This is a genomic window from Streptomyces sp. NPDC006368 (assembly GCF_040612535.1).
Classification (GTDB): domain Bacteria; phylum Actinomycetota; class Actinomycetes; order Streptomycetales; family Streptomycetaceae; genus Streptomyces.
In genome coordinates, this window is record NZ_JBEXQK010000007.1 from 179,095 (window position 1) to 202,211 (window position 23,117).

Annotated in this window: 20 protein-coding genes and 1 riboswitch; of the genes, 9 read left to right on the forward strand and 11 right to left on the reverse strand. The window is 73.9% G+C overall.

Annotation, left to right across the window (positions count from 1 at the left end):
- Positions 1 to 6: 6 nt before the first annotated feature.
- The 4 genes from pknB to thiO form a co-directional block, all read right to left on the reverse strand.
- Positions 7 to 1,935 carry a Stk1 family PASTA domain-containing Ser/Thr kinase gene (gene pknB, locus ABZZ38_RS08915; protein ID WP_356737241.1) on the reverse strand — a complete coding sequence of 643 codons (1,929 nt, stop codon included), beginning with the start codon at positions 1,933 to 1,935 and terminating at the stop codon, positions 7 to 9.
- Positions 1,936 to 2,434: 499 nt separating this feature from the next.
- Positions 2,435 to 3,229 carry a thiazole synthase gene (locus ABZZ38_RS08920; RefSeq protein WP_356737243.1) on the reverse strand — a complete coding sequence of 265 codons (795 nt, stop codon included), beginning with the start codon at positions 3,227 to 3,229 and terminating at the stop codon, positions 2,435 to 2,437.
- 3 nt (positions 3,230 to 3,232) lie between these two features.
- Positions 3,233 to 3,433, reverse strand: coding sequence for a sulfur carrier protein ThiS (gene thiS, locus ABZZ38_RS08925; protein WP_356737245.1), 201 nt, complete (start codon positions 3,431 to 3,433; stop codon positions 3,233 to 3,235).
- Positions 3,430 to 4,596, reverse strand: a complete 1,167-nt coding sequence (gene thiO / locus ABZZ38_RS08930; RefSeq protein WP_356737247.1) for a glycine oxidase ThiO — start codon at positions 4,594 to 4,596, stop codon at positions 3,430 to 3,432. The genes thiS and thiO overlap by 4 nt, the downstream gene beginning before the upstream one ends.
- Positions 4,594 to 4,707, reverse strand: a riboswitch (TPP riboswitch). It overlaps the preceding gene by 3 nt.
- A 51-nt stretch (positions 4,708 to 4,758) precedes the next feature.
- On the opposite strand from thiO, the gene ABZZ38_RS08935 reads away from it, so the two are divergent.
- The 6 genes from ABZZ38_RS08935 to ABZZ38_RS08960 all read left to right on the forward strand — a co-directional run bounded on the left by ABZZ38_RS08935 (position 4,759) and on the right by ABZZ38_RS08960 (position 9,642).
- The gene (locus ABZZ38_RS08935; protein ID WP_356737249.1) at positions 4,759 to 5,118 is read left to right on the forward strand and encodes a hypothetical protein; all 360 of its coding nucleotides are present in this window, start codon (positions 4,759 to 4,761) and stop codon (positions 5,116 to 5,118) included.
- 177 nt (positions 5,119 to 5,295) lie between these two features.
- Complete coding sequence (locus tag ABZZ38_RS08940; RefSeq protein ID WP_356737303.1) at positions 5,296 to 6,462, forward strand: FAD-dependent oxidoreductase; 1,167 nt, start codon at positions 5,296 to 5,298, stop codon at positions 6,460 to 6,462.
- Positions 6,463 to 6,502: 40 nt separating this feature from the next.
- Positions 6,503 to 6,868: an Rv2175c family DNA-binding protein gene (locus ABZZ38_RS08945; RefSeq protein ID WP_356737251.1), complete on the forward strand. Its 366-nt coding sequence runs from the start codon at positions 6,503 to 6,505 to the stop codon at positions 6,866 to 6,868.
- A gap of 99 nt (positions 6,869 to 6,967) precedes the next feature.
- On the forward strand, positions 6,968 to 7,621 hold the full coding sequence (gene thiE, locus ABZZ38_RS08950) for a thiamine phosphate synthase (protein WP_356737253.1): 654 nt from the start codon (positions 6,968 to 6,970) through the stop codon (positions 7,619 to 7,621).
- A gap of 203 nt (positions 7,622 to 7,824) precedes the next feature.
- Positions 7,825 to 8,739, forward strand: coding sequence for a methylenetetrahydrofolate reductase [NAD(P)H] (gene metF, locus ABZZ38_RS08955; RefSeq protein ID WP_356737254.1), 915 nt, complete (start codon positions 7,825 to 7,827; stop codon positions 8,737 to 8,739).
- 51 nt (positions 8,740 to 8,790) lie between these two features.
- Entirely contained in the window at positions 8,791 to 9,642 is an 852-nt protein-coding gene (locus tag ABZZ38_RS08960; protein ID WP_356737256.1) for a hypothetical protein, read from the forward strand.
- A gap of 124 nt (positions 9,643 to 9,766) precedes the next feature.
- On the opposite strand, the gene ABZZ38_RS08965 is transcribed toward ABZZ38_RS08960, so the two are convergent.
- From ABZZ38_RS08965 to ABZZ38_RS08980, 4 genes are all read right to left on the reverse strand, one after another.
- Complete coding sequence (locus ABZZ38_RS08965) at positions 9,767 to 11,278, reverse strand: NAD(P)/FAD-dependent oxidoreductase (protein ID WP_356737258.1); 1,512 nt, start codon at positions 11,276 to 11,278, stop codon at positions 9,767 to 9,769.
- A gap of 369 nt (positions 11,279 to 11,647) precedes the next feature.
- Complete coding sequence (locus ABZZ38_RS08970; RefSeq protein WP_356737260.1) at positions 11,648 to 12,259, reverse strand: TetR/AcrR family transcriptional regulator; 612 nt, start codon at positions 12,257 to 12,259, stop codon at positions 11,648 to 11,650.
- Positions 12,260 to 12,297: 38 nt separating this feature from the next.
- Positions 12,298 to 14,385: a YhgE/Pip domain-containing protein gene (locus ABZZ38_RS08975; RefSeq protein WP_356737262.1), complete on the reverse strand. Its 2,088-nt coding sequence runs from the start codon at positions 14,383 to 14,385 to the stop codon at positions 12,298 to 12,300.
- Entirely contained in the window at positions 14,357 to 15,085 is a 729-nt protein-coding gene (locus tag ABZZ38_RS08980) for an ATP-binding cassette domain-containing protein (protein WP_356737305.1), read from the reverse strand. Before ABZZ38_RS08980 ends, ABZZ38_RS08975 begins: the two co-directional genes overlap by 29 nt.
- A gap of 544 nt (positions 15,086 to 15,629) precedes the next feature.
- On the opposite strand from ABZZ38_RS08980, the gene ABZZ38_RS08985 reads away from it, so the two are divergent.
- From ABZZ38_RS08985 to ABZZ38_RS08995, 3 genes are all read left to right on the forward strand, one after another.
- Positions 15,630 to 16,118 (forward strand): SAV_6107 family HEPN domain-containing protein, encoded by a 489-nt coding sequence (locus tag ABZZ38_RS08985; RefSeq protein ID WP_356737264.1) that lies wholly within the window; start codon positions 15,630 to 15,632, stop codon positions 16,116 to 16,118.
- 65 nt (positions 16,119 to 16,183) lie between these two features.
- Positions 16,184 to 16,942, forward strand: coding sequence for a methyltransferase (locus ABZZ38_RS08990; protein ID WP_356737266.1), 759 nt, complete (start codon positions 16,184 to 16,186; stop codon positions 16,940 to 16,942).
- A gap of 266 nt (positions 16,943 to 17,208) precedes the next feature.
- On the forward strand, positions 17,209 to 17,601 hold the full coding sequence (locus ABZZ38_RS08995; protein ID WP_356737268.1) for a DUF3040 domain-containing protein: 393 nt from the start codon (positions 17,209 to 17,211) through the stop codon (positions 17,599 to 17,601).
- A gap of 435 nt (positions 17,602 to 18,036) precedes the next feature.
- On the opposite strand, the gene ABZZ38_RS09000 is transcribed toward ABZZ38_RS08995, so the two are convergent.
- Genes ABZZ38_RS09000 through ABZZ38_RS09010 form a run of 3 tightly spaced genes read right to left on the reverse strand, consistent with a single transcriptional unit; the run spans position 18,037 to position 22,834 of the window.
- Entirely contained in the window at positions 18,037 to 20,460 is a 2,424-nt protein-coding gene (locus tag ABZZ38_RS09000; RefSeq protein ID WP_356737270.1) for a DUF3488 and transglutaminase-like domain-containing protein, read from the reverse strand.
- Entirely contained in the window at positions 20,457 to 21,818 is a 1,362-nt protein-coding gene (locus ABZZ38_RS09005) for a DUF58 domain-containing protein (protein WP_356737272.1), read from the reverse strand. The genes ABZZ38_RS09000 and ABZZ38_RS09005 overlap by 4 nt, the downstream gene beginning before the upstream one ends.
- Positions 21,818 to 22,834, reverse strand: a complete 1,017-nt coding sequence (locus tag ABZZ38_RS09010; protein ID WP_356737274.1) for a MoxR family ATPase — start codon at positions 22,832 to 22,834, stop codon at positions 21,818 to 21,820. Before ABZZ38_RS09010 ends, ABZZ38_RS09005 begins: the two co-directional genes overlap by 1 nt.
- Positions 22,835 to 23,117 lie beyond the last annotated feature (283 nt).

Here is a 23,117-nt window from a genome sequence, read left to right on the forward strand (position 1 = left end):
GTGTGGTCAGATTCCCTTGGTCTTGATGGTGATGGTGCTGCCCTCGGGCGCCTGCTCGCCGCCCTCGACCGACTGGCCGCTCACGGTGTCACCGAGGAACGGGAAGGTCTTCTCGACCTTCACCTGGAAGCCGGCCGCCTCCAGCTCGCGCCGGGCGTCGTCGACCTGGTCCCCGGTGACGTCCGGGACGTCGACCATGCGGGGGCCCTTGGAGACGGTCAGTGTGATCGTGTCGCCCTTGGCCGCCTTGCCGCCCTCCGCCGGGCTCTGCCGGGCGACGGCGCCCGCGTCCTCGGGGGAGTGGACCCTGTCGGCCGCGAGCTGCACGGCGAAACCGGCGTCCTCCAGCGTACGGGTGGCGACCTCGACCGGGTCACCGGTCACGTCGGGGACGTCGACGGGGGCGCCCTTGCTGACGACGAGGGTGACGGCGGAGTCGGGGGCGCGCTCGGTGCCGGGCTCCGGGTCGGTGCTGATGACCGAGCCCTGCCCGATCTCCTGGCTGAACGCCTTGGTGACGACCCCCGGGGCCAGGCCCGCCCTGGTCAGCTCCCGCCTGGCCTCGGCCAGCGGCTTGCCCTTGAGGTCGGGGACCTTCACGACCTCGGGGCCGCGGGAGACGGTGAGCGTCACGGAGCCGTTGCCACGGATCCGCTCGCCGGGGGCGGGGTCGGTGGCCATGATCGTGCCGCGCTCATAGGCGCTGCTGAAGTCACGCCTGACGCGTTTCACGTCGAGCCCGGCGTCCGCGAGCCGCTGCTCCGCCTGGGCCTGGGGCCGGCCCAGGACCGGTGGGACGCGCGTGAACTGTCCGGAGTTGATGTACCAGACACCCGCCCCGACGCAGAGGACGAGGAGGACGGCGACCAGCGCCGTGACGGGGCCGCGGCCGGGTCTGCGGCGGGGCGCCGCGTGCGGCGGGCGCACCGGCTGCCCCTCGTGCCGTGCGGGCATCTCCAGGCGGCTGGTGTGCCGCACGGCCTCCTGCGGGCTCGGCAGGGGCCGCGCGATCACGCTCGTCACGTTCTCGGAGCCGACGTCACCGCCCTCGGTGGCCCGTGCCCGCGGCGGGACGAGGTCGAGCTGTTCGTCGCCGAGCGCGGCGCGGGCCTCGCGGGTCTGCGCGAGGAGCGCCACGGCGTCGTGCGGGCGGACCTCCGGGTTGCGGGCGGTGGCGCTCGCCACCAGCTCGTCCAGCTCGACGGCGAGCCCGGGGGCGGCGGCGGACGGTGGCGGCACATCGGCGTTCAGGTGCCGGTAGAGGACCTGGGCGGGCGTGTCACCCGAGTGCGGCTTGGCGCCGGTCAGCATTTCGTACAGGACGACCCCGCACGCGTACACATCGGCGCGGGTGTCGGCGGTGCCGTGCTCGATCTGCTCCGGCGCCAGGTAGGAGACGGTGCCGAGGACGGAGCCGGTGGTGTTGGTGGCGGCGCCGACGGCCCGTACGAGACCGAAGTCGGCGACCTTGACCCGGCCGTCGTCGCCTATCAGGACGTTCTCCGGCTTCATGTCCCGGTGCACGAACCCGGCCAGGTGTGCGGCGCCGAGCGCGGCGAGCACCGGCTCCAGGATGTCGAGCGCGGCCCGCGGCTGGAGCGCGCCCCGCTCGCGCAGCACGTCGCGCAGGGTGCACCCGGCGACGTACTCCATCGCCAGGTAGACGTACGCCCCGTCGGCGCCCTGATCGAAGACCCCGACCACGTTCGGGTGGGACAGGCGCGCGACGGACTTGGCCTCGCGGATGAACCGCTCGACGAAGGTCGCGTCCGTCGCGAGGGCGGGGTGCATCACCTTCAGCGCGAGCACCCGGTCGAGCCGGGTGTCCAGCGCCCGGTACACCGTGGCCATGCCCCCGACGGCGATGCGCGCCTCGACTCGGTAGCGGCCGTCGAGCAGCTGGCCCACGAGCGGGTCGTGCAGGGTCGTATCCACCCGCACGAGTCTACGAGCCCCCGCCGACACCCCCGCCGCGCCTGTGCACGCACCGCGACGACTGCAGCCGACCTGTGACACCCCGGCCGTGCCCCGGCCCGCACGGGCGCCGGGGCGGCAACGGACGGACGGCCCCGGCCATCGCGGCCCGCGCCGTGGCGTCGCGCTCGGGGGCGCGGCCCGCACGAACGACCGCCGCGCCGGCGGATGGGCTCAGGCCGCCGCCGCGCCATGGCGTCGCCACTCGGGGCCGACCGCTCGGGGGCCCGGGGCGCCCGAGCGGCGCCGGCCCGGGTCGCGGCCTTCGCGTGGCGGGCCGGCGGGTACGGCCTCCCGGGTTCGGCGAGCCCGCGAGCGGGCCGGCGGGTCGGAGGCGCCGAGCGCGCGGCGCGCTGCCGCGGGCGGGCGGGGGCGGGGCGCCGGCCCCACGGACGAACACCCCCATGGGACCCGGGGACGGAGACCCCGTAGCAAAGGGCGCGGGGCGCCGGGGAACGCGTCAGAACGCCGGGCGTTCCGGGTCCAGCACCGCCCGCCCCTCCACCGGCGAGGACGCCGCCGCGAAGTGCCGTCGCGGAATGCGTCCCGCCCGGTACGCCAGCCGCCCCGCCCCGACCGCGTGCCGCATCGCCTCGGCCATCAGCACCGGCTCCTGCGCACGGGTCACCGCCGACGCCAGCATCACCGCCGCGCACCCCAGCTCCATGGCCAGCGCCGCGTCGGACGCGGTGCCGGCGCCCGCGTCCAGGATCACCGGCACGCGCGCGTGCTCGACGATCAGCTGGAAGTTGTGCGGGTTGCGGATCCCGAGCCCCGAGCCGATCGGCGATCCGAGCGGCATGATCGCGGCGCAGCCGACGTCCTCCAGCTTGCGCGCCAGCACCGGGTCGTCGTTCGTGTAGGGCAGGACCGTGAAGCCGTCGTCGACGAGGGTCTCCGCCGCGTCGAGCAGTTCGATGGGGTCGGGCAGCAGCGTCCGCTCGTCGGCGACGACCTCCAGCTTGATCCAGTCCGTTCCGAGCGCCTCCCGCGCGAGCCGGGCCGTCAGCACGGCCTCGCCCGCGGTGAAGCAGCCGGCCGTGTTCGGCAGGACACGGATGCCCAGCTTGTCGAGGACGGACAGGACCGAACCCTGGACGGTCGGGTCGAGGCGGCGCATCGCCACGGTCGTCAGTTCGGTGCCGCTGGCCGCGAGGGAGCGCTCCAGGACGTCGAGGCTGGGCGCCCCGCCCGTACCCATGATCAGCCGGGAGTCGAAGGTGGTCCCGGCGATGGTCAGACGGTCGTCGGCCATGGTTCAGCCCCCCTGGACCGCGGTGAGGACCTCGACCCGGTCGCCCTCGTCGAGCAGGGTCCCGGCCCACTGGCCGCGCGGCACGACCGTCTCGTTGACGGCGGCGGCGACACCGGACGGCGCGGTGGTGAGGGTGGCGACCAGGGCGTCGAGCGTGGTGGGGCCAGCGAGCCGCCGGGCCTCGCCGTTCACGGAGACGTTCATGACACTCCTACCGGGGAGAGGGACGGGAAACGGGCGGGGGCGAAGGCGCGGGCCTCCTGAGGGAGCTCCCCGGTGGTCAGCACCTCGGCCATCACGTCACCCGTGACGGGCGTCAGCAGCACCCCGTTGCGGTAGTGCCCGGTCGCCAGGTGCAGCCCGGGCAGCGCGGTCGGGCCGAGCAGCGGCGCGTTGTCGGGGGAGCCGGGCCGCAGCCCCGCGCGGGTCTCGGTCAGCGGCAGCTCGGTGATGCCCGGCACCAGCTCATGGGCGTCGCGCAGCAGCTCGTACACCCCGCCGGCCGTGACCGTCGTGTCCCAGCCGAGCTCCTCGCTGGTCGCGCCGAGGACGAGCTCGCCGTTCGCGCGCGGCACCAGATAGACGTGGCTGCCGCGCACCACCGCGCGGACCGTCCGCGACAGGAACGGCGCGTACGCGGGAGGCACCGTCAGCCGCAGCACCTGCCCCTTGACCGGCCGCACCGGCGGCAGCACGTCGTCCGGTACGCCGTCGAGCCTGCCGCTCAGGCTCCCCGCCGCCAGCACCACCTGTCCGGCGGCCAGCTCCCCCCCGTCGCGGAGGCCGGCGCCCGCCGCCCGGTGCCGTACCACCAGCAGCCGGTCCGCCCAGGTGCGGTGGAAGTCCACCCCGGCCCGCTCGCACGCGGCGACCAGCGCCGCCGCGAGCCGCCGCGGATCGACCTGGTGGTCGCCGTCCACCCGCAGCCCGCCGCGCACGCCCGGCGCGAGCATGGGCTCCAGACGCCGGCATTCGCGCCCGCTCAGCCACTCGGACTCCAGGCCCGAGCGGCTCTGCAGCGCGTGCAGCTCCCGCAGGTGCGCGCGGTCGTCGGCGTCCAGGGCGACGGCGAGCGTGCCGCACGCGCGGTAGCCGACGTCCGCCCCGCCCGCCGCGTCCTGGAGCTCGGCGACGAAGCCGGGGTAGCGGCGCGCCGACGCCAGGTTGAGGCCGAGGAGGGTCTCCTCGCCGTAGTGGAGCTCGGTGACCGCGGCGAGCATGCCCGCCGCCACCCGGGCGGCCCCGCCGCCCGGCTCGGGATCGACGACGGCGGTGCGCAACCCCCGCTGCGCCGCCCGCCAGGCCGTGACCAGGCCGATGATTCCGCCCCCGATGACGAGGACATCCGGTCTCGTACGTGGATGCATGGGCGTCCAGCCCCTCCCTTCGCCGGCATGACCCGGATCAGGTTCGTACGGTCGGAGGCCGTCCCAGCCTCCCTCTCAGCCCAGTGCGTCCGGGCTCCCGCGAGTGCTCTACGGTGGCCAGACTAACCCCACCCCTCAACTCTCAGTAGGGGAGCCCTCGCAGTGGCCCGCTCGCTCGGCGGCCTCGTCCTCGCTCCCGTCGCCGACCGATCGCCGGGACAGGTCGGTACGCGGACCCGCTTCGCCTACCACGAGCAGGACGGCCGGATCCGGGCGGAGTACGCGGGCGGCGACGTCGTACGCGGACAGCTCGCCGGCACGCGCGCGGGGGACCGGCTCGACTTCCGGTACGTGCAGCTCGAGCGCGACGGAGGGACGGCGTCCGGGCACTGCGTCTCCACGGTGGTGGACCTTCCGGACGGCCGCGTTCGGCTGGAGGAGGCCTGGGAATGGGAGTCGCAGGAGGGGAGCGGCACGAGCGTCGTCGAGCAGCTACTTCCTGACGTCACGTCAGCTACGTAAGGTGATCGGGTGAGCGAGCGTATGAATGCAGACCGGCCGCGTGACGAGGGACTGCCGGGCGAGGCACCCGCGGCGGGAGGTCCCGCGACGGGAGGCCCCGTCGCGGGCGGGGCGGCGGACGGGTCGGCGGCGGACGGGTCGGCGGCCGGGCGGCGTGTCGTCGTCGTCGGCGCGGGGATGGCCGGCGTGCAGACCGCCGTCGCGCTGCGCGAGCAGGGCTTCGCCGGCCCGCTGCTGCTGATCGGCGCCGAGCCGCACCAGCCGTACGACCGGCCACCGCTGTCCAAGGCGGTGCTGCTGGGCACGGCGGAGGGCTCGGCCTTCGAGGTGGACTTCGAGGCCCTCGGCATCGAACTGCGCCTCGGCCTGGAGGTCACCGGACTGCGCCCCGACGCGCACGAGATCGACACCGAGGCCGGCCCCGTGCCCTACGACGTCCTGGTCGTGGCGACGGGCGCCGTGCCCCTCGCGCTGCCCGGCTGCGAGGGCGTCCCCGGCGTCCACCTGCTGCGCACCCTGGACGACGCCGAACGGCTGCGCCCCGTCCTGGTCGACAAGCACGACATCGTGGTCGTCGGCGCCGGCTGGATCGGCGCCGAGTTCACGACGGCCGCGCGCGAGGCGGGGTGCGCGGTGACCGTCGTCGAGGCCGCCGACCGGCCGCTCGCGGGCGCGCTGCCCGCCGAGGCCGCCGCCCCGATGGCCGCCTGGTACGAGGAGAACGGCGCCCAGCTCCTCACGCACGCACGCGTGGCCCGTGTCGAGCCCGGCGAGGTGGCCCTGGAGGACGGCAGGCTGCTGCCGGCCGGGGCCGTGGTCGTCGGCATCGGCGCCCGCCCCGCCACCGACTGGCTCGCCGGTTCGGGCGTCACGCTCGACGAGGCCGGCGCGATCGTCGCCGACGACCATCTGCGCACGTCGGTGCCCGATGTGTACGCCGTCGGGGACTGCGCCTCCTTCCCCTCCGCCCGCTACGGCGAGCGGCTGCTGGTGCACCACTGGGACAACGCCCTCCAGGGGCCGCGCACGGTCGCCGCCGCCATCGTGGGCGAGGTGCCGCGCGCGTACGACCCGGTGCCGTACTTCTGGTCCGAGCAGTTCGGCCGCTTCGTGCAGTACGCCGGCCATCACGCGTCGGCCGACGCGATGGTGTGGCGGGGCGACCCGGCCGGCGCCTCCTGGTCGGTGGTGTGGCTGCGTGACGGTGCCCTGGTGGCGCTGCTGGCGGTCGGCCGGCCGCGTGATCTGGCGCAGGGGCGCAAGCTGATCGAATCGGGCGAGCCGCTCGACCCGGCGCGCGTCGCGGACCCCTCCGTCCCCCTGAAGGCCGCAGCACGGGCGTAGCCGGGTACCGAGTGTCAGTCCGGGATGGCACGCTTGTCCCGTGACCGAGATTGACGCAAAGATCGATGCTCTCGTCCCTGCCTGGCTCCACCTGCCCGACATCGCGGAAATGCTGAATGTCGAGGTGACGCGTGTGCGCCAGCTGGTCAAGGAGGGCCAGCTGATCGCCGTGCGGCGCGGTGAGAACCGGACGCTGCAGGTGCCCGCCGCCTTCATCAAGGACGGCAAGGTCGTCAAGGGTCTCGCGGGGACCCTGACGCTGCTGAAGGACGACGGCTTCACCGACGAAGAGATGCTGGAGTGGCTTTTCACTCCCGACCCGACCCTGCCGGGCACGCCCGTGCAGGCGCTCAGCGAGAATCGCGGCACGGAGGTGAAGCGCCGCGCCCAGGCGCTCGCCGTCTGACGCACTGAACCGACACCGACACCAGGTGGTGTACGGGCCGGGCCGGGCCGTCGTTGCCCGGGCCCGGCCCGCACACCACCGCACCCGGGGGGAACACCCATGTCCACCGCACGCGCGCTCCTGTCCGACGCCCGGCTCTACCTGTGCACGGACGCCCGCAGGCGGCAGGGTGACCTCCCCGCGTTCCTGGACGCCGTGCTCTCCTCGGGCGTGGACATCGTCCAGCTGCGCGACAAGGGCATGGAGGCCGGCGAGGAACTGGAGCACCTGGCGGTGTTCGCGGACGCCTGCCGCCGCCACGGCAAGCTGCTCGCGGTGAACGACCGGGCCGACGTGGCGCACGCCATCGGCTCCGACGTCCTGCACCTGGGCCAGGGCGACCTGCCGGTCCCCGCGGCCCGCGCCATCCTGGGCGAGCGGATCCTGATCGGCCGCTCCACGCACGCCGAGGCGGAGGTGGACGTGGCGGCCGCCGAGCCGGGCGTCGACTACTTCTGCACGGGACCGTGCTGGCCCACGCCCACCAAGCCGGGGCGTTACGCGCCGGGGCTGGACCTCGTGCGGTACGCCGCCTCGCTGGGCCAGGAGCGGCCCTGGTTCGCGATCGGCGGCATCGACGCGGGCAACCTGGACGAGGTATTGGACGCCGGTGCCCGCAGGATCGTCGTCGTACGGGCGATCACCGAGGCCGACGACCCGGCGTCGGCCACCGCCGCCCTGGCCGAGCGGATACGCGAGCGCGCCGCCGCCTGACCGTGTCGGAGCGGCCGGCTGACGCCGTTCCGATCCGCTATATGGCCGCAGGTGTCCGAGGGGTGGGACACCAACCCGGTCCCTGAGCCTTTCGGCGGCGCTGCGAACCGTCAGGTGTCCGAAGGATGGACAACAACCCGGCAAATCGGGCGATTTCCCCTGCTCCGGTTGGGTGACCGCCCCACCCTGGCTAACCTGCCGGTATGGCCCTCGGCACACCCTCCACCAGGACGGATCGCGCCCGCACCGTGCGCGATCTGCTCGCGACCGGCACGACGTACTCCTTCGAGTTCTGGGCGCCCAAGACCGAGAAGGGCGAGCGGAACCTCTGGGACGCGCTGCGCCGGGTCGAGGCGGTGGCCCCCAGCTTCGTCTCCGTGACGTACGGAGCCGGCGGGTCCACCCGCGCCGGGACGGTCAAGGCCACCGAGCAGATCGCCGCCGACAGCACGCTCACCCCCGTCGCGCACCTCACCGCGGTCAACCACACCATCGCCGAGCTGCGCAACATGATCGGCCAGTACGCCGACGCCGACATCCGGAACATCCTCGCCGTCCGGGGCGACCCGCCCGGCGACCCGATGGGCGAGTGGGTCCCGCACCCCCAGGGCGTGCGGTACGCCGCCGACCTCGTCCGGCTGATCAAGGAGTCAGGCGACTTCTGCGTGGGCGTCGCGGCCTTCCCCGAGATGCACCCGCGCTCCACCGACTGGGACGCGGACATCCACCACTTCGTGGACAAGTGCCGGGCCGGCGCCGACTACGCGATCACCCAGATGTTCTTCGATCCGGAGGATTATCTTCGGCTGCGCGACCGGGTCGCGGCCAAGGGCTGCGAGACGCCGATCATCCCCGAGATCATGCCGGTCACCAGCGTCAAGCAGATCGAACGGTTCGCTCAGCTCAGCAACGCCCACTTCCCGCCCGCGCTGAAAGAGCGGATCCTCGCCGTCAAGGACGATCCGGCCGCTGTACGCTCCATTGGTATCGAGTTCGCAACGGAGTTCTGCGCACGTCTGCTCTCGGAGGGTGTCCCCGGGCTGCACTTCATCACGCTCAACAACTCCACCGCGACGCTCGAGATCTACGAAAATCTCGGACTGCACCAGCAGTCCTGACCGGCCGTACCCGCCACGTCCCGGGGCGGCGGCCGAATGAGAGGGGCGGGCATGGGCTGGACGGTCCTCTACATCGCGTTCGGTGTCGTCGCGCTGTGGCTGCTCGGCGAGGTGCTCCTGCAGTACAAGGCGCGGCTGCGCTGGCGGCTGATCGCCTTCGTCGGCTTCCTGGGCGTGGTGGTGGGCGTGTTGCTGCCCTCCGTCGTGGTGATCGTCGTGGGTGCCCTCGCGTTCGCGGTCGGCCAGACGTACGTCACGCTGTCCTTCCGGCGCGGCTTCTCGACCGGCTGGGCGCTCGGCGGCAAACCCGGCGCGAGCCGTCGCCGCAAGGCGCGGTCCGGCGCCGCCGCAGCCGCCGGCCCCACGCTGGAGGTCACGGGCATCGACTACGAGGGGCAGGGGCCCGGGCCCGCGTCATCGCCCGCCGACACCACCTCCGTCTACGAGCCGCAGCCGCTGCCGGACGAGACCGGGCAGTACGGCGTCTACACGGGCCCCACCGGTTACGGCGCCGAGCAGACCGCCCAGGACGACCAGGCCCCTTCGACCGCCTCGTACGACGGCGCCGGCTTCGGGACGTACGCCCAGACGGGGTACGAACAGCAGGACGCGTACACCTACACCGCGCCGTACGACTACGGCACCGGGCACCAGCAGTACGCGGCGTACTCCGACCCGTACATCGGCCCCAGCGCCGAGGCCCCGTCGTACGGCGCGTACGACTACGGCACGGACCGGCAGCAGTACGCCGACCCCAACGCCGGCCAGTACGGCGTCGACACGCCGCCGGGCGGGATCTGGGTGCCGCAGCAGCGCGACGGGGAGCAGCAGGTGCCCCCGCCGCCCCAGGAGCAGCCCTCGCCGTACGGGTACGACCCCAACGACCCGCAGTACCGCTACTGACGACCGGGCAGCGCTCCCGGAGCGGACCGGCGGTCACCGGGAGCCGCGCACGCCGCTCCGAGCAGCCGCGTCACCCGCTCCCCGGAGGCGCCGGACCCGCCCGCCCGCGGCGCCCGGCAAGCCGCTACCGGGAGCCGCGGAAGTCCGCGCCCTCCACGATCAGCCCGGCGACCAGCGCGCCCGACATCCCGGCGTGCGCGAGCCCCCCGCCCGGGTGGGCCCAGCCGCCGGCGAAGTACAGCCCGGGCAGCGGCGCCGGGTTGGCGGCGGGCAGCAGCGCGCCGCCCGCCCCCGCCAGGGCCGGACCGGGCACCTCGTACACGCCCGTCTCGCGGAACGTGTCGGCGGGCGTGCGCACCTGACGCCACAGCAGCCGTTCCCGCAACCCCGGCACGGCCGCTTGCGCCGCCTCCACCATCCGGTCGGCGAAAGCGGCCACCCCCGCCTCCCCGGCGCCGGCCCACAGGGTCTCCGGGGCTCCGTCACCGCCCGCCGACACGGTGGCCGTGACCGTCACCGACTCGTGGTCCTCGTCCGGGCACAGCAGCGCGTCGCCGGGACGCAGCACCGTCACGGTCGGCCGCCCGGGCAGCTGTCCCCGGGCGAGCGCGTCCAGCTCGCCGTCCCGGTCGGCGGAGTGGACCACCGTCCGGTGCACGGCGTCCGAGGGGCGAGCGCCTCGCAGCGCCAGGCACACGGTGACCCGCCCGGTGCGTAGGGCCTGGCGGCGGGGGTGCTCGCCCGGCGCGTCCCGCCCCACCACCCGGTCGCGGTAGAGGGCCGGCACGGGGGCGCCCGCCACCACGTGGTCCGCGTCGACGGGCTCACCGCCGGCGCACTCCACCCCCACGGCCCGGCCGTCCCTCACCACGACACCGGTCACCTCGGCGCCGAAGACGAACGCGACCCTCCGCGCCAGGCACCGCTCGTACACCGCGTCCGCCAGCGCCCGGATGCCGCCCGTCACGTACCAGCTCCCGAAGGTCTGCTCCATGTAGGGCAGTACGGCGGCGGAGGGCGGAGCGGTGGCCGGGTCGAAACCGTACGAGAGCGCGTAGCCCTCCAAGAGCGCCGCCAGCCTCGGGTCGCGCAGCTCCCGGCGGCCGACCTCGGCGAGCGTCGTCGCTGACCTGCGCAGCAGCCCGGTCCTCGGCGCCGGGTACGGGTCACGCGCGAACCGCGACACGTCGGCCGGCAGCGGCTCCTCCAGCAGGGGCCGTCGCGAGCGGTCCCACGCCTCGCGAGCGCGGTTGAGGAAGTCACCCCACCGCTCACCCGCGCCCGCACCGAGCGCGGCGTCCAGCGCCGAGACGGTGCCGGCCCGGGAGGCGTTGGGCAGGGACACGGCCGTGCCGTCGGCGAAGACGTGCCGGCTCGCGGGGTCGACCTGGGTCAGCTCGACGCACCGCTCCAGCGGCTCCTTGCCGGTCTTGACGAACAGGTCCCGGTACACCGCGGGCAGATGGAGCAGACCCGGTCCGGTGTCGAACGCGAACCCGTCCCGCTCGAACCGGCCGACCGCGCCGCCGTACGTCTCCGCGCGCTCGTACACCGTCACCCGGTGGCCTGCCACAGCCAGCCGGGCAGCTGCCGCCATGGCGCCCATCCCGGCGCCGATCACTGCAATCCGTGCCATGTCAGGGACCTTATCGGCCACCACTGACGGCGCCGCGTCCGGGCGGGAAAGCGGAGGACTGAGTACCCGTACCTAGCCGCCGAGATGAGTAGATGCGCGGATGGGCCGCGACCTGCCGGGACGGCAGAGTGGGGACCACGGAAGGGGCGCGGCGCCGGACCGCCGACACGGGGCGGCGGAACGGCACCGCGCACCTGCCGGAGCGGGGGGACGGGGAGACGGGGGAACGGAGAAAGATCGGGGGACACGGGGGAAACGGGGGAAACGCCGGTCCGGCCGGGCTCGGGGGGATCGAGCCCGGCCGGACCGGCTTCTCCGTGTGTGCCCTCCGGCGTGTCCCCGAGGGGCCACGGACCGTCCGGCCGCCCCCTACACGCGTCCGCTCACGCGCCCGTGCAGCAGCCGTGACAGCGCGGCGTGCACGTCGTCGATGGACCGCTCGCTCTGGAAGGCCTGCCAGTCCAGCGCCGCCACCAGCACCATCCCGACCAGCGCGGCGGCGGTCAGCGGGATGTCGATCTCGTCGCTCAGCTCGCCGGCCTCCACGCCTTCCCGCAGCACCGTCTCCACGACGGCGACCGCCTCCTGACGTACCACCAGGAGGGTGGACTGCCAGGCCCGGTTGGTGCGCCACAGTTCGGCCACGTACAGCTGCGTGAAGGCCGGGTAGCGGTCGATGAAGAGCAGGCCCGCCCGGATCATCGCGTCCAGCGCCTCGACCTTGGTGCCCCCGCGTGCCGCCGTCTCGTCGGCGGCGGCCCGCAGGGATGCCGTGAGCAGGCCGACACCGTGGCGCAGCAACTCCTCGAACAGCTCCGTCTTGCTCTTGAAGTTGTAGTAGACGGTGCCCTTGGCCACCCCGGCGCGCTCCGCGATCTCGTCCACCGTCGTCGCCGAGAAGCCCTGCTCGGCGATGAGGGTCACGGCGGCCTCGTAGAGCTTGGCGCGGGTGGCCTGCCGTCTGCTGCTCTGGGTGTCCATGGCGACGATTGTCACAGGTCCGGCAGGTTTCAGGGGCTTCACAGGCTCAGCTCCGGGTGCAGGCGGTCCAGGGTCCACACCTGCTTGCGGCGGGCGGAGAGAGCCGTCAGCGCGAGGGCCCCGGCGGTGAAGGCGGCCAGGACCGCGCACGCCTGCCAGACCGGGCCGACTCCGCCGCCGGTGATGAGCCGGCGCAGGGCCTCGACGACGTACGTCATCGGCAGGAAGGGGTGGATCGCGTTGAAGAAGCCCGGACTGGTCTGTACGGGGTAGGTACCCCCGGCCGAGGTCAGCTGGAGCATCAGCAGGGCCAGCACCAGGATGCGGCCGGCCGCGCCGAAGCGGGCGTTCAGCCACTGGATGATCGCCGCGAAGCAGCAGGTCACCAGCGCCAGGAAGCCCACCGTTCCGGCGGCGTGCGCCATTTTCAGCCCCAGCCCACAGTGCAGGACGGACATCAGGGCCGCCACCTGGAGGAGGCCGACGGCGGCGACCGGCAGCCAGCCGGCCAGCGCGATCCGCCAGGCGGAGGCGCCCGCGGCGAGCGCGCGCCGGTTGAGCGGCTGGATCAGCATGTACGCCACCATGGCGCCCACCCAGAGGGAGAGCGGGATGAAGTACGGGGCGAAACCGGTGCCGTAGTTGGGCGCTTTGTGCAGCGACTGCGAGGCGAGCCGGACCGGGTCGGCCATCACCTCGGTGCGGCGGTCGCGGTCCTCCTTGTCGTAGTCGGGGATCTTGCCGACGCCCTCGTTGAGGCCGGCCGCCAGATCGGTGGACCCGTCGGCGAGCTTGAACAGGCCGCCGTCCAGTTCCCCGGCGCCCTTCTTGAGCTTGCCGACACCGGTGTCGAGGGCGCTGGAGCCCGCCTTGGCACCGGTCAGCCCCGTGTGCACCTTGTCGGCGCCCGTGGCGACCGCGTGGGCACCGGCGTTCAGCTCATTGATCTTCTTGACGGCGTCCCTCAGGTCGCTGTCCAGGTTCGGTGCCCGCTTGGCGAGGGCGTCGGCCTTCTTCTGGAGGTCGGCCAGCTGCGCGTCCAGCTTCTTCAGGTCGCCGTTGCCGTCCTCGGCCAGCGTGTGGAGGTCGTCCGCGATCTTCGCCACGTCCGCGGCGGCGACCTTCGCGTCCTTCATGGCCTCGCACCACTTGGCGTCCGGGAGCGCCGCGTCCTCGCAGAGCTCCTTGTAGCGGGCGTCCAGCTTGCCGGACGCCTTGTGGGCGCCCTCGCGCGCGACGGGGCCCACCTTCACGATGTGGTCCAGGTTGTGGCGCATGGCCTGCGACAGGTCGGAGACCAGCCGCGCCGAGTCGCCGATCTTCTTGCCGTTGTCCTTGAGGTACGGGCGGACGTCGGCGGCGACGCCGTTGACCTTGTCGGCCAGCGTCTGGGTGCCCGCGGCGACCCGCCTGGCGCCGGTCTCGACCTTGCCCGCGCCCTCGTCGAGCGACTTCAGGCCACCGGCCAGCTTGCCGCTGCCCTCCTTGGCGTCCCTGAGGCCGTTGGCCAGGTCCTCGGACCCCTTCTTCGCCCGGCCGACGCCGTCCTTCACCTGGTCGGCGCCCTTGGCGGCCTTCTCGGTCGCGTCATGGATGTCGGAGAAGGAGATGAAGATCTTGTCCAGGAAGGTACGGGACGACTTCGTCGACGCCGCTGTGCGCACCTCGGAGAACACGGTCCGCGAGATCTGGCCGACGATGTAGTTGTTCGCGTCGTTCGTACGCACCTTCAGTGCGCCGGTTTCCGGGGCGTCGCCGGAGCTGGAGGCGATGCGCTCGCTGAAGTCCGCGGGCATGGTCAGGGACAGGTAGTACGTGCCCTTCTCCACGCCCTCGCGGGCCTCGGCGTCACTCACCTCGCGCCAGTCGAAGACCTTGCTCTCGCGCAGGCCCCTGGTGATGTCGTCACCGGCGTTGACCTTCTTGCCGTCGGCGGTGGCCCCCCTGTCCTCGTTGACCAGGGCCACCGGGATCTTGTCGAGCCTGCCGTACGGGTCCCAGAAGGACCACAGGTACAGCGCGCCGTACAGCAGCGGCAGCAGCAGGATCGCGACGAGTGCGGCACGCGGCAGCTTTCCCCTGCCGAACCGCTTCAGCTCAAGCGCGGCCAGTTTCGGCGAGCGCATCGGCCGCCCCCTCCTCGGTGGTGCGGATGGTGATGGTGGCCCCGTCCCGCGGCGCCTCGCCGCACACGGCCAGCACGGTGGTGCCGCTGTCGGCGATGGACCGCAGCAGCGCCCAGGCCTCGCCGCGGGCGGCGTCGGAGAGCTTGAGGTCCGCGTCGTCGACGGCCAGCAGGCGCGGCTCGCCGATCAGCGCGAGGGCGATGGACAGCCGCAACGCCTCCAGCCGCTCCAGGTCGCGCACGGAGGTGCGCTCGCCCTTGGGGAGCGCGTCCAGGTCCAGACCGGCCGCCCGCAACGCGGCCTCGATACGGGCCCGGGAGGCCGCGATCCGCTCGGCGCGGGGGCGCAGCATCCGGCGCACCAGGGCGAGCGGCGAGGCGTCGAACCGGCGCTGCAGCAGGGCACGCTCGTGCAGGTGCTCGGCGACGGTGAACGCCGGGTCGAGATCGTCGACACCGGGAACGTGGCCCAGCGCGCTGATCCGGCGTACGGCGGCCATCTGGCGCGGCAGGGGCAGGCCGGCGACCTCGGCATGGCCCTCGGTGGGGCGCATGCGGCCGGTGAGCGCCAGCAGCAGGCAGGTGCGGCCGGAGCCGGACGGTCCCTCGATGGTGACGAGCGACCCGGGCGCGGCGTCCACGCCGACGCCCCGGAAGACCCAGCCACGGGGTCCCTTCAGCCCGAAGCCCTCGGCGACGATCGCCGCGCCGCGCGCCGCTTCGGCGGGTGCGGGAGCAGCGGGGGAGCTCTTCGTGGCGCTCTCCCGGCCGCTCCTCCCGGCGTCCTTGCCCGCGCTCCTGGCTTCGCCCTGTGTGGTGCTCTGCGGAGCGCTCTGCGCGGTCGCCTGGGTGTCCGTGCCCTCCGGGCGGGCATCCGGGCCTTCGGAGGAGGTTCTCGCGGCGCGCGTTTCCGCCCCCTCGGCGGCCTCGCGCGTGCCCTCGGCGGCCTCGCGCGTGCCCTCGGTGGCGTCACCGGCGACGTCGCCGGTGCGCTCGTCGGACTCAGCGTGGTCGGCGTCGTCGCGGTCGGTGTCGGCGCGGTCGGTGTCGTCGGCACCGTCCTGGCTGTCGCGGCTCTGCTCGCTCCTCACGGCCCCCCCTTCTTTGAACTGACCAGTCAGTGCAAAAAGTTACTCCGAACGCGCGAACGAAGCAAAACCCCAGCTCACGACCGATTGTCAGTGCCGCCCTGCACGATGGACACATACGGCCACAGTGCCGTCACGCGACGACAGGAGGTTCGCCATGGCCGACTCGAAGGCACCAGCGCGCGACGTCCATCCCGTGCTGCGCCGCGCCTCCGCCCCACCCGCCGCCCTCGATCTGCTCGCCCAGGCCCACGCCGGCCTCGCGGAGGCGAGCACCCTCGACACCCCCAACGAGCGGTACGCCACGGCCCACCTCGCCGCCCTGCGCACCGCCGCAGCCGTGCTCGCCGCCCGAGGCCGTCCCGAAGCCACCCCGCGCAAGCGGCAGCAGATACGCAGCGCGTGGGAGGTGCTCCCCGAGATCGCGCCCGAGTTGACCGAGTGGAGCGCCCTGTTCGCCTCCGGAGCCGCCCGCCGGGCCCGCGCGGAGGCGGGTATCCAGGGCGCCGCCGGACCCCGCGACGCCGACGACCTCATCCGGGACGTGGCCGTGTTCGTACGTCTGGTGGAGCGGCTGCTCATGCTCCACCCCACACTGCCGCAGCCCCGCACCGGGCGGCCCGGTACGGAGGGCGCCACGGGATGACCGGAGACGGTGCGTGAGGCCATAGGGTGGGAAGCGTCCGCAACCCTCCCGAGGAGTCAACTGCCGTGTCCGACCCGCAGCGCCCCCGCGCCTCCCTTCGTACCGCCGTGGTCTGGGACGTACTCGAGGACGCCCTCGACCGCCGGGCCAAGGCGACCGGGAAGGACTGCCTGGACGTCCTGGACACGGGCGGCGGCAGCGGCAACTTCGCCGTGCCCGTCGCCCTGCTCGGCCACCGCGTCACCGTCGTCGACCCCAGCCCCAACGCGCTGTTCGCGCTGGAGCGCCGGGCCGCCGAGGCCGGGGTCGCCGACCGGGTCCGCGGCGTCCAGGGCGACATCCACGGCCTCTTCGACGTCGTCGAGCCCGGTGGATACGACGCGGTGCTCTGCCATGGCGTCCTGGAGTACGTGGACGACCCCGCCGAGGGCGTGCGCCACGCCGTCGAGGCCCTGCGCCCCGCCGGTGCGCTGAGCCTGCTCGCGGCCGGGCTCGGCGGTGCCGTCCTGGCCCGGGCCCTCGCCGGCCACTTCACCGAAGCCCGGCGCGCGCTGACCGACCCGGCCGGCCGCTGGGGCGAGGGCGACCCGGTGCCCCGCCGCTTCACCGCCGAGCAGCTCACCGAGGTCGTCGACGCCGCCGGAGTGGAGGTCGGCGCGGTGCACGGAGTGCGCGTCTTCGCCGACCTGGTCCCCGGCGTCCTGGTGGACACCGAGCCGGGCGCGCTCGACGCGCTCCTGCGCCTCGAAGCGGCCGCCGCCGAGCTGCCCGCGTTCCATTCGGTCGCCACCCAGCTGCACGTGCTGGGCGAAAAGCGCGGCTGACGCCCGTAGCGGGCTGATCAGCGGCGCAGCGGCGTACGGAGTACGTCACAGGCCCCCCGATCGCCGCGGGTTCCCCGTATGATCGAGGGACACCATCCGGCATGACGGATCGGAGGACGGGGAATCTACGCCTCACCAGCCGAACCGGCATGGCGGCCCGATTGGTGAATTGGCATAGAGGGCGGGTTTCACGGGGGCGATTCCCTGCCTATCCTGAAAGGGCCGCATACCGGTCGCCCCCCGCGACCGACGACGAGGAGGACTCCGTGCCGCTCTCGGAGCACGAGCAGCGAATGCTCGAGCAGATGGAGCGAGCGCTGTACGCCGAAGATCCCAAGTTCGCGACAGCGCTCGAGGGAAGCGGGCTGCGTACGTACACCCGGCGACGGGTCTACCAGGCGGTCGCTGGCTTTCTGGTGGGTATCGCGCTCCTCATGGCCGGAATGGTCGCCCAGCAGATCTGGATCAGCGTGGTGGGTTTTCTCGTCATGCTCGGCTGTGCGGTCCTGGCGGTCACCGGTTGGCGCAAGGCGCCCAAACCCGGCGAGCAGCAGTCCACCGGAGGCGCGGCCCCCGGTCGGCAGCCCAGACAGCGCCGCTCGATGATGAACCGGATCGAGCAGCGGTGGCAGCGCCGCCGCGACGAACAGGGGCACTGAGCGCGCAGCGCACGCCGCGCACGACAACCGCATGCTGTACGGGTGAGGGGTGACCGCTTCCGAGCGGCCACCCCTCACCCGTACCCCCGGGGCGGGTCGGTGCGGTACGCCCACCGTTTCCCGACGGGCGCGACGCCGCGCCGCGAGCCGGCGGGCGCCCCCTCATCCGTGTCACGAGCGCACGCGCTCCGTGGCCACCTTCCCCGAGCGGTCGGGGCGGTACGCCCACCGCTTCCCGACAGGGGTGCCCCCGCGCCGCGGGTCGCCCCCGGCCCCTACGCCGACGCGTGACCGCCGCGCGGGGTGCCCCGCACGCGGCAGTGGTCAGCCAGCCGGCGGCGGGCGACGCAGTGCGCCGCGCCGCCGGCGGCCGACCGGGAACCGGCACCCCGCACGCGAGCCGGGCTCAGCGGCGCTGCGCCCGCGCGGCAGCGGTCAGCCGCCCTGCCGGAACGGTCGGCGCAATGTGCCCGCCCACCGGTTCGTGAACCGGCGGCGGTGCGCGGCCCACCGTCCGGTGACCCTCGCCCACTGCTCCGAGGCCGCCCACACCAGCCGTGCGGCCGAGCGGGGCGCCAGGGTGGCCCGCAGCCGGGCCGCCCGGCCGGCAGCGGCCCGCAGCCCCATGCGCACCCGGGCGGCGTCCTCGGCGAGGCCCGTCCCGGGGCGCGGCTGGGGCGCGTACAGCACCTGCTCGACCGCACCGGCAAGCCGGTGCACCGCCTCGGCCGGTTCGCCCTCCAGCTTGCCCAGACGCACGAGCCGCTCGGCCGTCCCGCGCGGTGTCCGCGACTCGTCCGGCACGATGCCGTGGTCCCACGCCGTGTCGACGACCTCCCGCCAGGCCGCCAGGGTCCTGGCCGCGGGGTCCTGCGCGGACCCCCCGCCGGGACCGAGCCGGCGCGCCGTGACCCGTATCCGCCACAGCATCGGCAGCAGTGGTATCAGCACCACCGCGACCACGCCCAGGATGATCAGCAGGACCGTCCCCAGCGGCGTACCCGAGTCGGTCGGCGGCAGCGCGCCCACCGCTTCCTCCTCGCCGCACTCGCCCAGGCGCCGCATCTGCGGCGTACAGCCCGGATCGGCGGACGGTGCCGTGGACGGCGCCGCCGAGGCGCTCGCCTCGGGCCGCGCCGGGCTGGACGGCCCGCCCGACGGCGCCTGGGACCGGGTGTAGTCGGGCACCGAACCGCGCGTCGGCGTCGGCTCGAACCGGATCCACCCCACCCCGTCGAAGTACAGCTCGGGCCAGGCGTGGGCGTCCCGGATGCCGACCGACATGACGCCGTCGGCCTGCTGCGTGCCGGGCGTGAACCCGACGGCCACCCGCGCCGGTATCCCCAGCGTCCGCGCCATCGCCGCCATCGAGAACGAGAAGTGGACGCAGAAGCCCTCCTTGTCCTTCAGGAACCGGGAAATCGCCGCGACGCCCGTGCCCGACGACACCTGGGTGTCATAGGTGAAGCCGCCGTCCCGGGCGAACCAGTCCTGGAGCTGGACGGCCCGCTCGTAGTCGTTCTCGGCGCCCTCGGTGACCTCGAGCGCCGTGGCCTTCACGTCCCGCGGCAGTGACTCGGGCACGCTGGTGTACTCACGGGCCAGCGTCGACGGCGGCGCGCCCGCACCCGCCAGCTGCTCCGGCGTCGGCCGCACGACCAGGCTGGTCACGGAGTACCGCGTGCCGCGTGTCGTCTGGCCCTCGTCCCCGACGAGCATCCGGCCCGCCGGCTCGTACCGCCAGCGTCCCTCGATGTCGATGCCGGTCGTCGGGTAGGGCAGCGGCAGCCACTTCTGCTCGTACGAGTCGGAGGCCGAGATGTTGGTGGTGATCGACGACGTGTCGACGTCGTCGCCCAGCCCCTCCGGCCGGGGCAGTTGCGGCGGTACGTCGCCGACCTGCCGCACCGACGACTTCCACGACGTGCCGTCGAACCGGTCCAGCGCGACGAGACGCAGGTACAGGTCGGAGGTGTCCGGCGCGTTGGTGCGATACCGCAGCACCTCCCGGTCCTCAGGCTGGTTCAGGCTCTCCTGGAGCGACACGAGAGGGTTCACGGCGGAGATCGTGCCCCCGCCACCCTTCCCGCCGCCGGGTCCCGCATCGCCCAGCAGCCCGCCGCCCAGCGACGGCAGCACGGCCGGCACCACCAGCGCGATACCCAGCGTGACCACCCCGATGCGCCGCCCCGTCCGCAGGGGAGCCCGCGAGCCCCCGCCCGGCGCGGGGAGCCCCGACCCGTTACGTCCCGGGGACGGCGGCGCGCCGCCGAAGACCCGCCCCCACTGGGAGAGCCGGTCCCGGCCCTCCGCCAGCAGGAGCAGCAGATAGCCGGAGGCGGCGAGCAGGAACCACAGCCAGGCCGCCCCGCCGTCCGACAGCCCCGCGGCCACCGAGTACAGCGCGAGCAGCGGCAGCCCCGCCGGGGCCGCGCTGCGGAAGGTGACCGCGAGCGCGTCCACCGCCAGCCCGATCACCAGCACACCGCCGACCAGCAGCAGCCGGATCCCGTCGGTCACCGGCGCCGGTATCGCGTACGTGCCGACGTCGTCGGCGCCCGCCTCCAGCAGCGCGCCGAAGCGCTGGAAGACCTCGGGCCCCGGCAGCACACCGCCCGGCGCCCGGTCCCGCGCGAAGACCACCGTCAGCAACACCAGCGCCACCACGACCTGGAGCGTCACGGTCAGCGGCCTGGCCAGCGGAACCCGCCGGGCCAGCGCGCCCACTCCGCTCAGGACCGCCAGCAGCAGCGCGGCCTGGAGGATCCAGTGGGTCCGGCCCACCAGCGGCAGCAGCGCGCTCGACGCCATCAGCGTGGCGGCGTACGCGCACAGCGCCAGCCTCGCGTGACCGCTCATGACCAACCCCCGGAAAACCCTGTCGAACCGCCACCCGGCGCACCCGGCACCACCGCCGCACCCCCCGCCTGCCGCCACAGATCGGCGAGCGACGCCCCGGGCCGCACGGCCGGCACCGTCCACCCCGCCTCGCGCAGCCCCCGCGTTCTCTCGTGCACGGCCCCGTCCACCGGGCCGCCGGTCAGCCAGGCACCGCTGTCCAGGACGAACGCGACAGCCGCGCCGCTGCGCTGCCGCATCCGGGCGACCACCGCCGCCTGCTCCTCGTCCAGGTCGCCGATGAAGGCGACCAGCAGCCCTTCGTCCGCCCCCCGCAGCACGTCGTACGCGCGTGACAGGCCCACCCCGTCGGAGTGGTCGACGACCGCGAGCGTGTCCATCATCAGCCCCGCGGCGTCCGCGGAGTCCTGGGTCGCGCCCGCGAACCCGTCGGAGCCCTCCCCGGGCAGCACACTGCCCGTGTCCGTCAGCAGCCGCACGGAGAAGCCCCGTTCCAGCATGTGCACCAGCACCGAGGCCGCGCCCGACACCGCCCATTCGAACGCCGAGTCCGGTCCCGCCCCCTGGTACGCCACCGCCCGGGTGTCCAGGAGCACCGTGCACCTGGCCCGCTGGGGCTGCTCCTCACGGCGCACCATCAGCTCGCCGTAGCGCGCGGTGGAGCGCCAGTGCACGCGCCGCAGGTCGTCGCCGTAGCGGTATCCGCGCGGGATCACATCGTCCTCGCCGGCCAGCGCCAGGGAACGCTGCCGCCCGTCGCCGTACCCCGACGCCTCGCCCGCCAGCCGCACCGGCGGCAGCGGCTCCGTGCGCGGTATGACCGTGAGCGTGTCGTAGGCGCTGAAGGACCGGGTGAGCTCGCACATGCCGAACGGGTCGTTCAGCCGGAGCTGAAGCGGCCCGAGCGGATAGCGGCCCCGCAGGTCGGAGCGGACCCGGTACGACACCTCGCGCCGCCCGCCCGCGTCCATCCGGTCCAGCACGAACCGGGGCCGCGGCCCGAGCACGTACGGCACGTGGTCCTGGAGCATCAGCAGCCCCGTGGGCATCCGCGAGACGTTGTCGATCCGCAGATGCACCCGCGCCTCGCCCCCGGCGGGCACCCGCTGAGGGCTCAGCCGTCTGCCGGCCGCCACTTGGTGGCGGGTGCGGTGCAGCACGGCCACGCACACCAGTGGCAGCACGGCGAGCAGCAGCCCGACCCGCAGCAGGTCGCCCTGGCCGAGGACATAGGCGCAGATCGCCGCCGCGACGCCGGCGGCGAGGAACGACCGGCCACGTGTGGTCAGCCCGCCGAGAGCGGCTCGGACACCGCCCGTGCTCTCGCCGTCCGGGGCGGCGGGCCCGGAGGCCGCCATCACAGCCGCCGTATGCCGGGGTGCTGGCCGTAGAGCGGGGCCCCGGGCTGCGCGGCCGTCGGCAGCGGGGTGCGCTGGAGTATCTCCAGGACGACCTGCTCGGACGTGCGCCGGTTCAGCTGAGCCTGCGCGGTGGGCAGCAGCCGGTGCGCCAGGACGGCGACGGCCAGAGCCTGCACGTCGTCCGGCAGGGCGTAGTCCCGGCCCTGAAGCGCGGCGGACGCCTTGGCGGCCCGCAGCAGATGCAGCGTGGCGCGCGGCGAGGCGCCGAGTCTGAGGTCCGGGTGGTTACGGGTGGCCCCGACGAGGTCCACGGCGTACCGCCGGATCGCGTCGGCGACGTGGACCGTACGGACCGCGTCGATCAGCTTCACGATGTCGTGGGCGTGTGCCACCGGCTGAAGGTCGTCGAGCGGCGAAACGGAGCCGTGGATGTCGAGCATCTGCAGCTCGGCCTCGGGGCTCGGGTACCCGATCGAGACCCGCGCCATGAAACGGTCGCGCTGGGCCTCGGGCAGCGGATAGGTGCCCTCCATCTCGACGGGGTTCTGCGTGGCCACCACCATGAAGGGGCTGGGCAGCTCGTAGCTCTGCCCGTCGATGGTGACCTGCCGCTCCTCCATCGACTCCAGCAGCGCCGACTGGGTCTTCGGCGAGGCGCGGTTGATCTCGTCGCCGATCACGATCTGGGCGAAGATCGCGCCCGGCTTGAACTCGAAGTCACGCCGCTGCTGGTCGTAGATCGAGACGCCGGTGATGTCCGACGGCAGCAGGTCGGGCGTGAACTGGATACGCCGGACCGAACAGTCGATGGACCGCGCCAGCGCCTTGGCCAGCATGGTCTTGCCGACGCCGGGCACATCCTCGATGAGGAGGTGTCCCTCGGCGAGCAGCACGGTCAGCGAAAGCCGTACGACCTCAGGCTTGCCCTCGATCACACCCTCGACCGACCTGCGGACACGCTCCGCTGTGGCGGTCAGATCTGTGAGGCTCGCTCGATCGTCATAGGTCGTCACCCGGCCCTCCTCGGCCCGTTCCATGGGCCGTGCGCGGCTGACGGCCCGGCCCACCCGTGAAACACGGACACCGCTCCTGAACCATTCAGGGCGGGTGTCACCCCTGCATTCTTGTGGCCGTTACCCGTCGTGTCACTCGGCTGTGGATAACTCTGTGCGATATGCCGGGGGTTGCGGTGTTTCAGGCCATGCCGGGCCCCGTGAACCGCCCGGTTCCCGGCCACGGCCTTGCGCGGAATCGCCGTGAAGACGGCGGTGGGCTGATCGACGGGCGCGTCGTCGC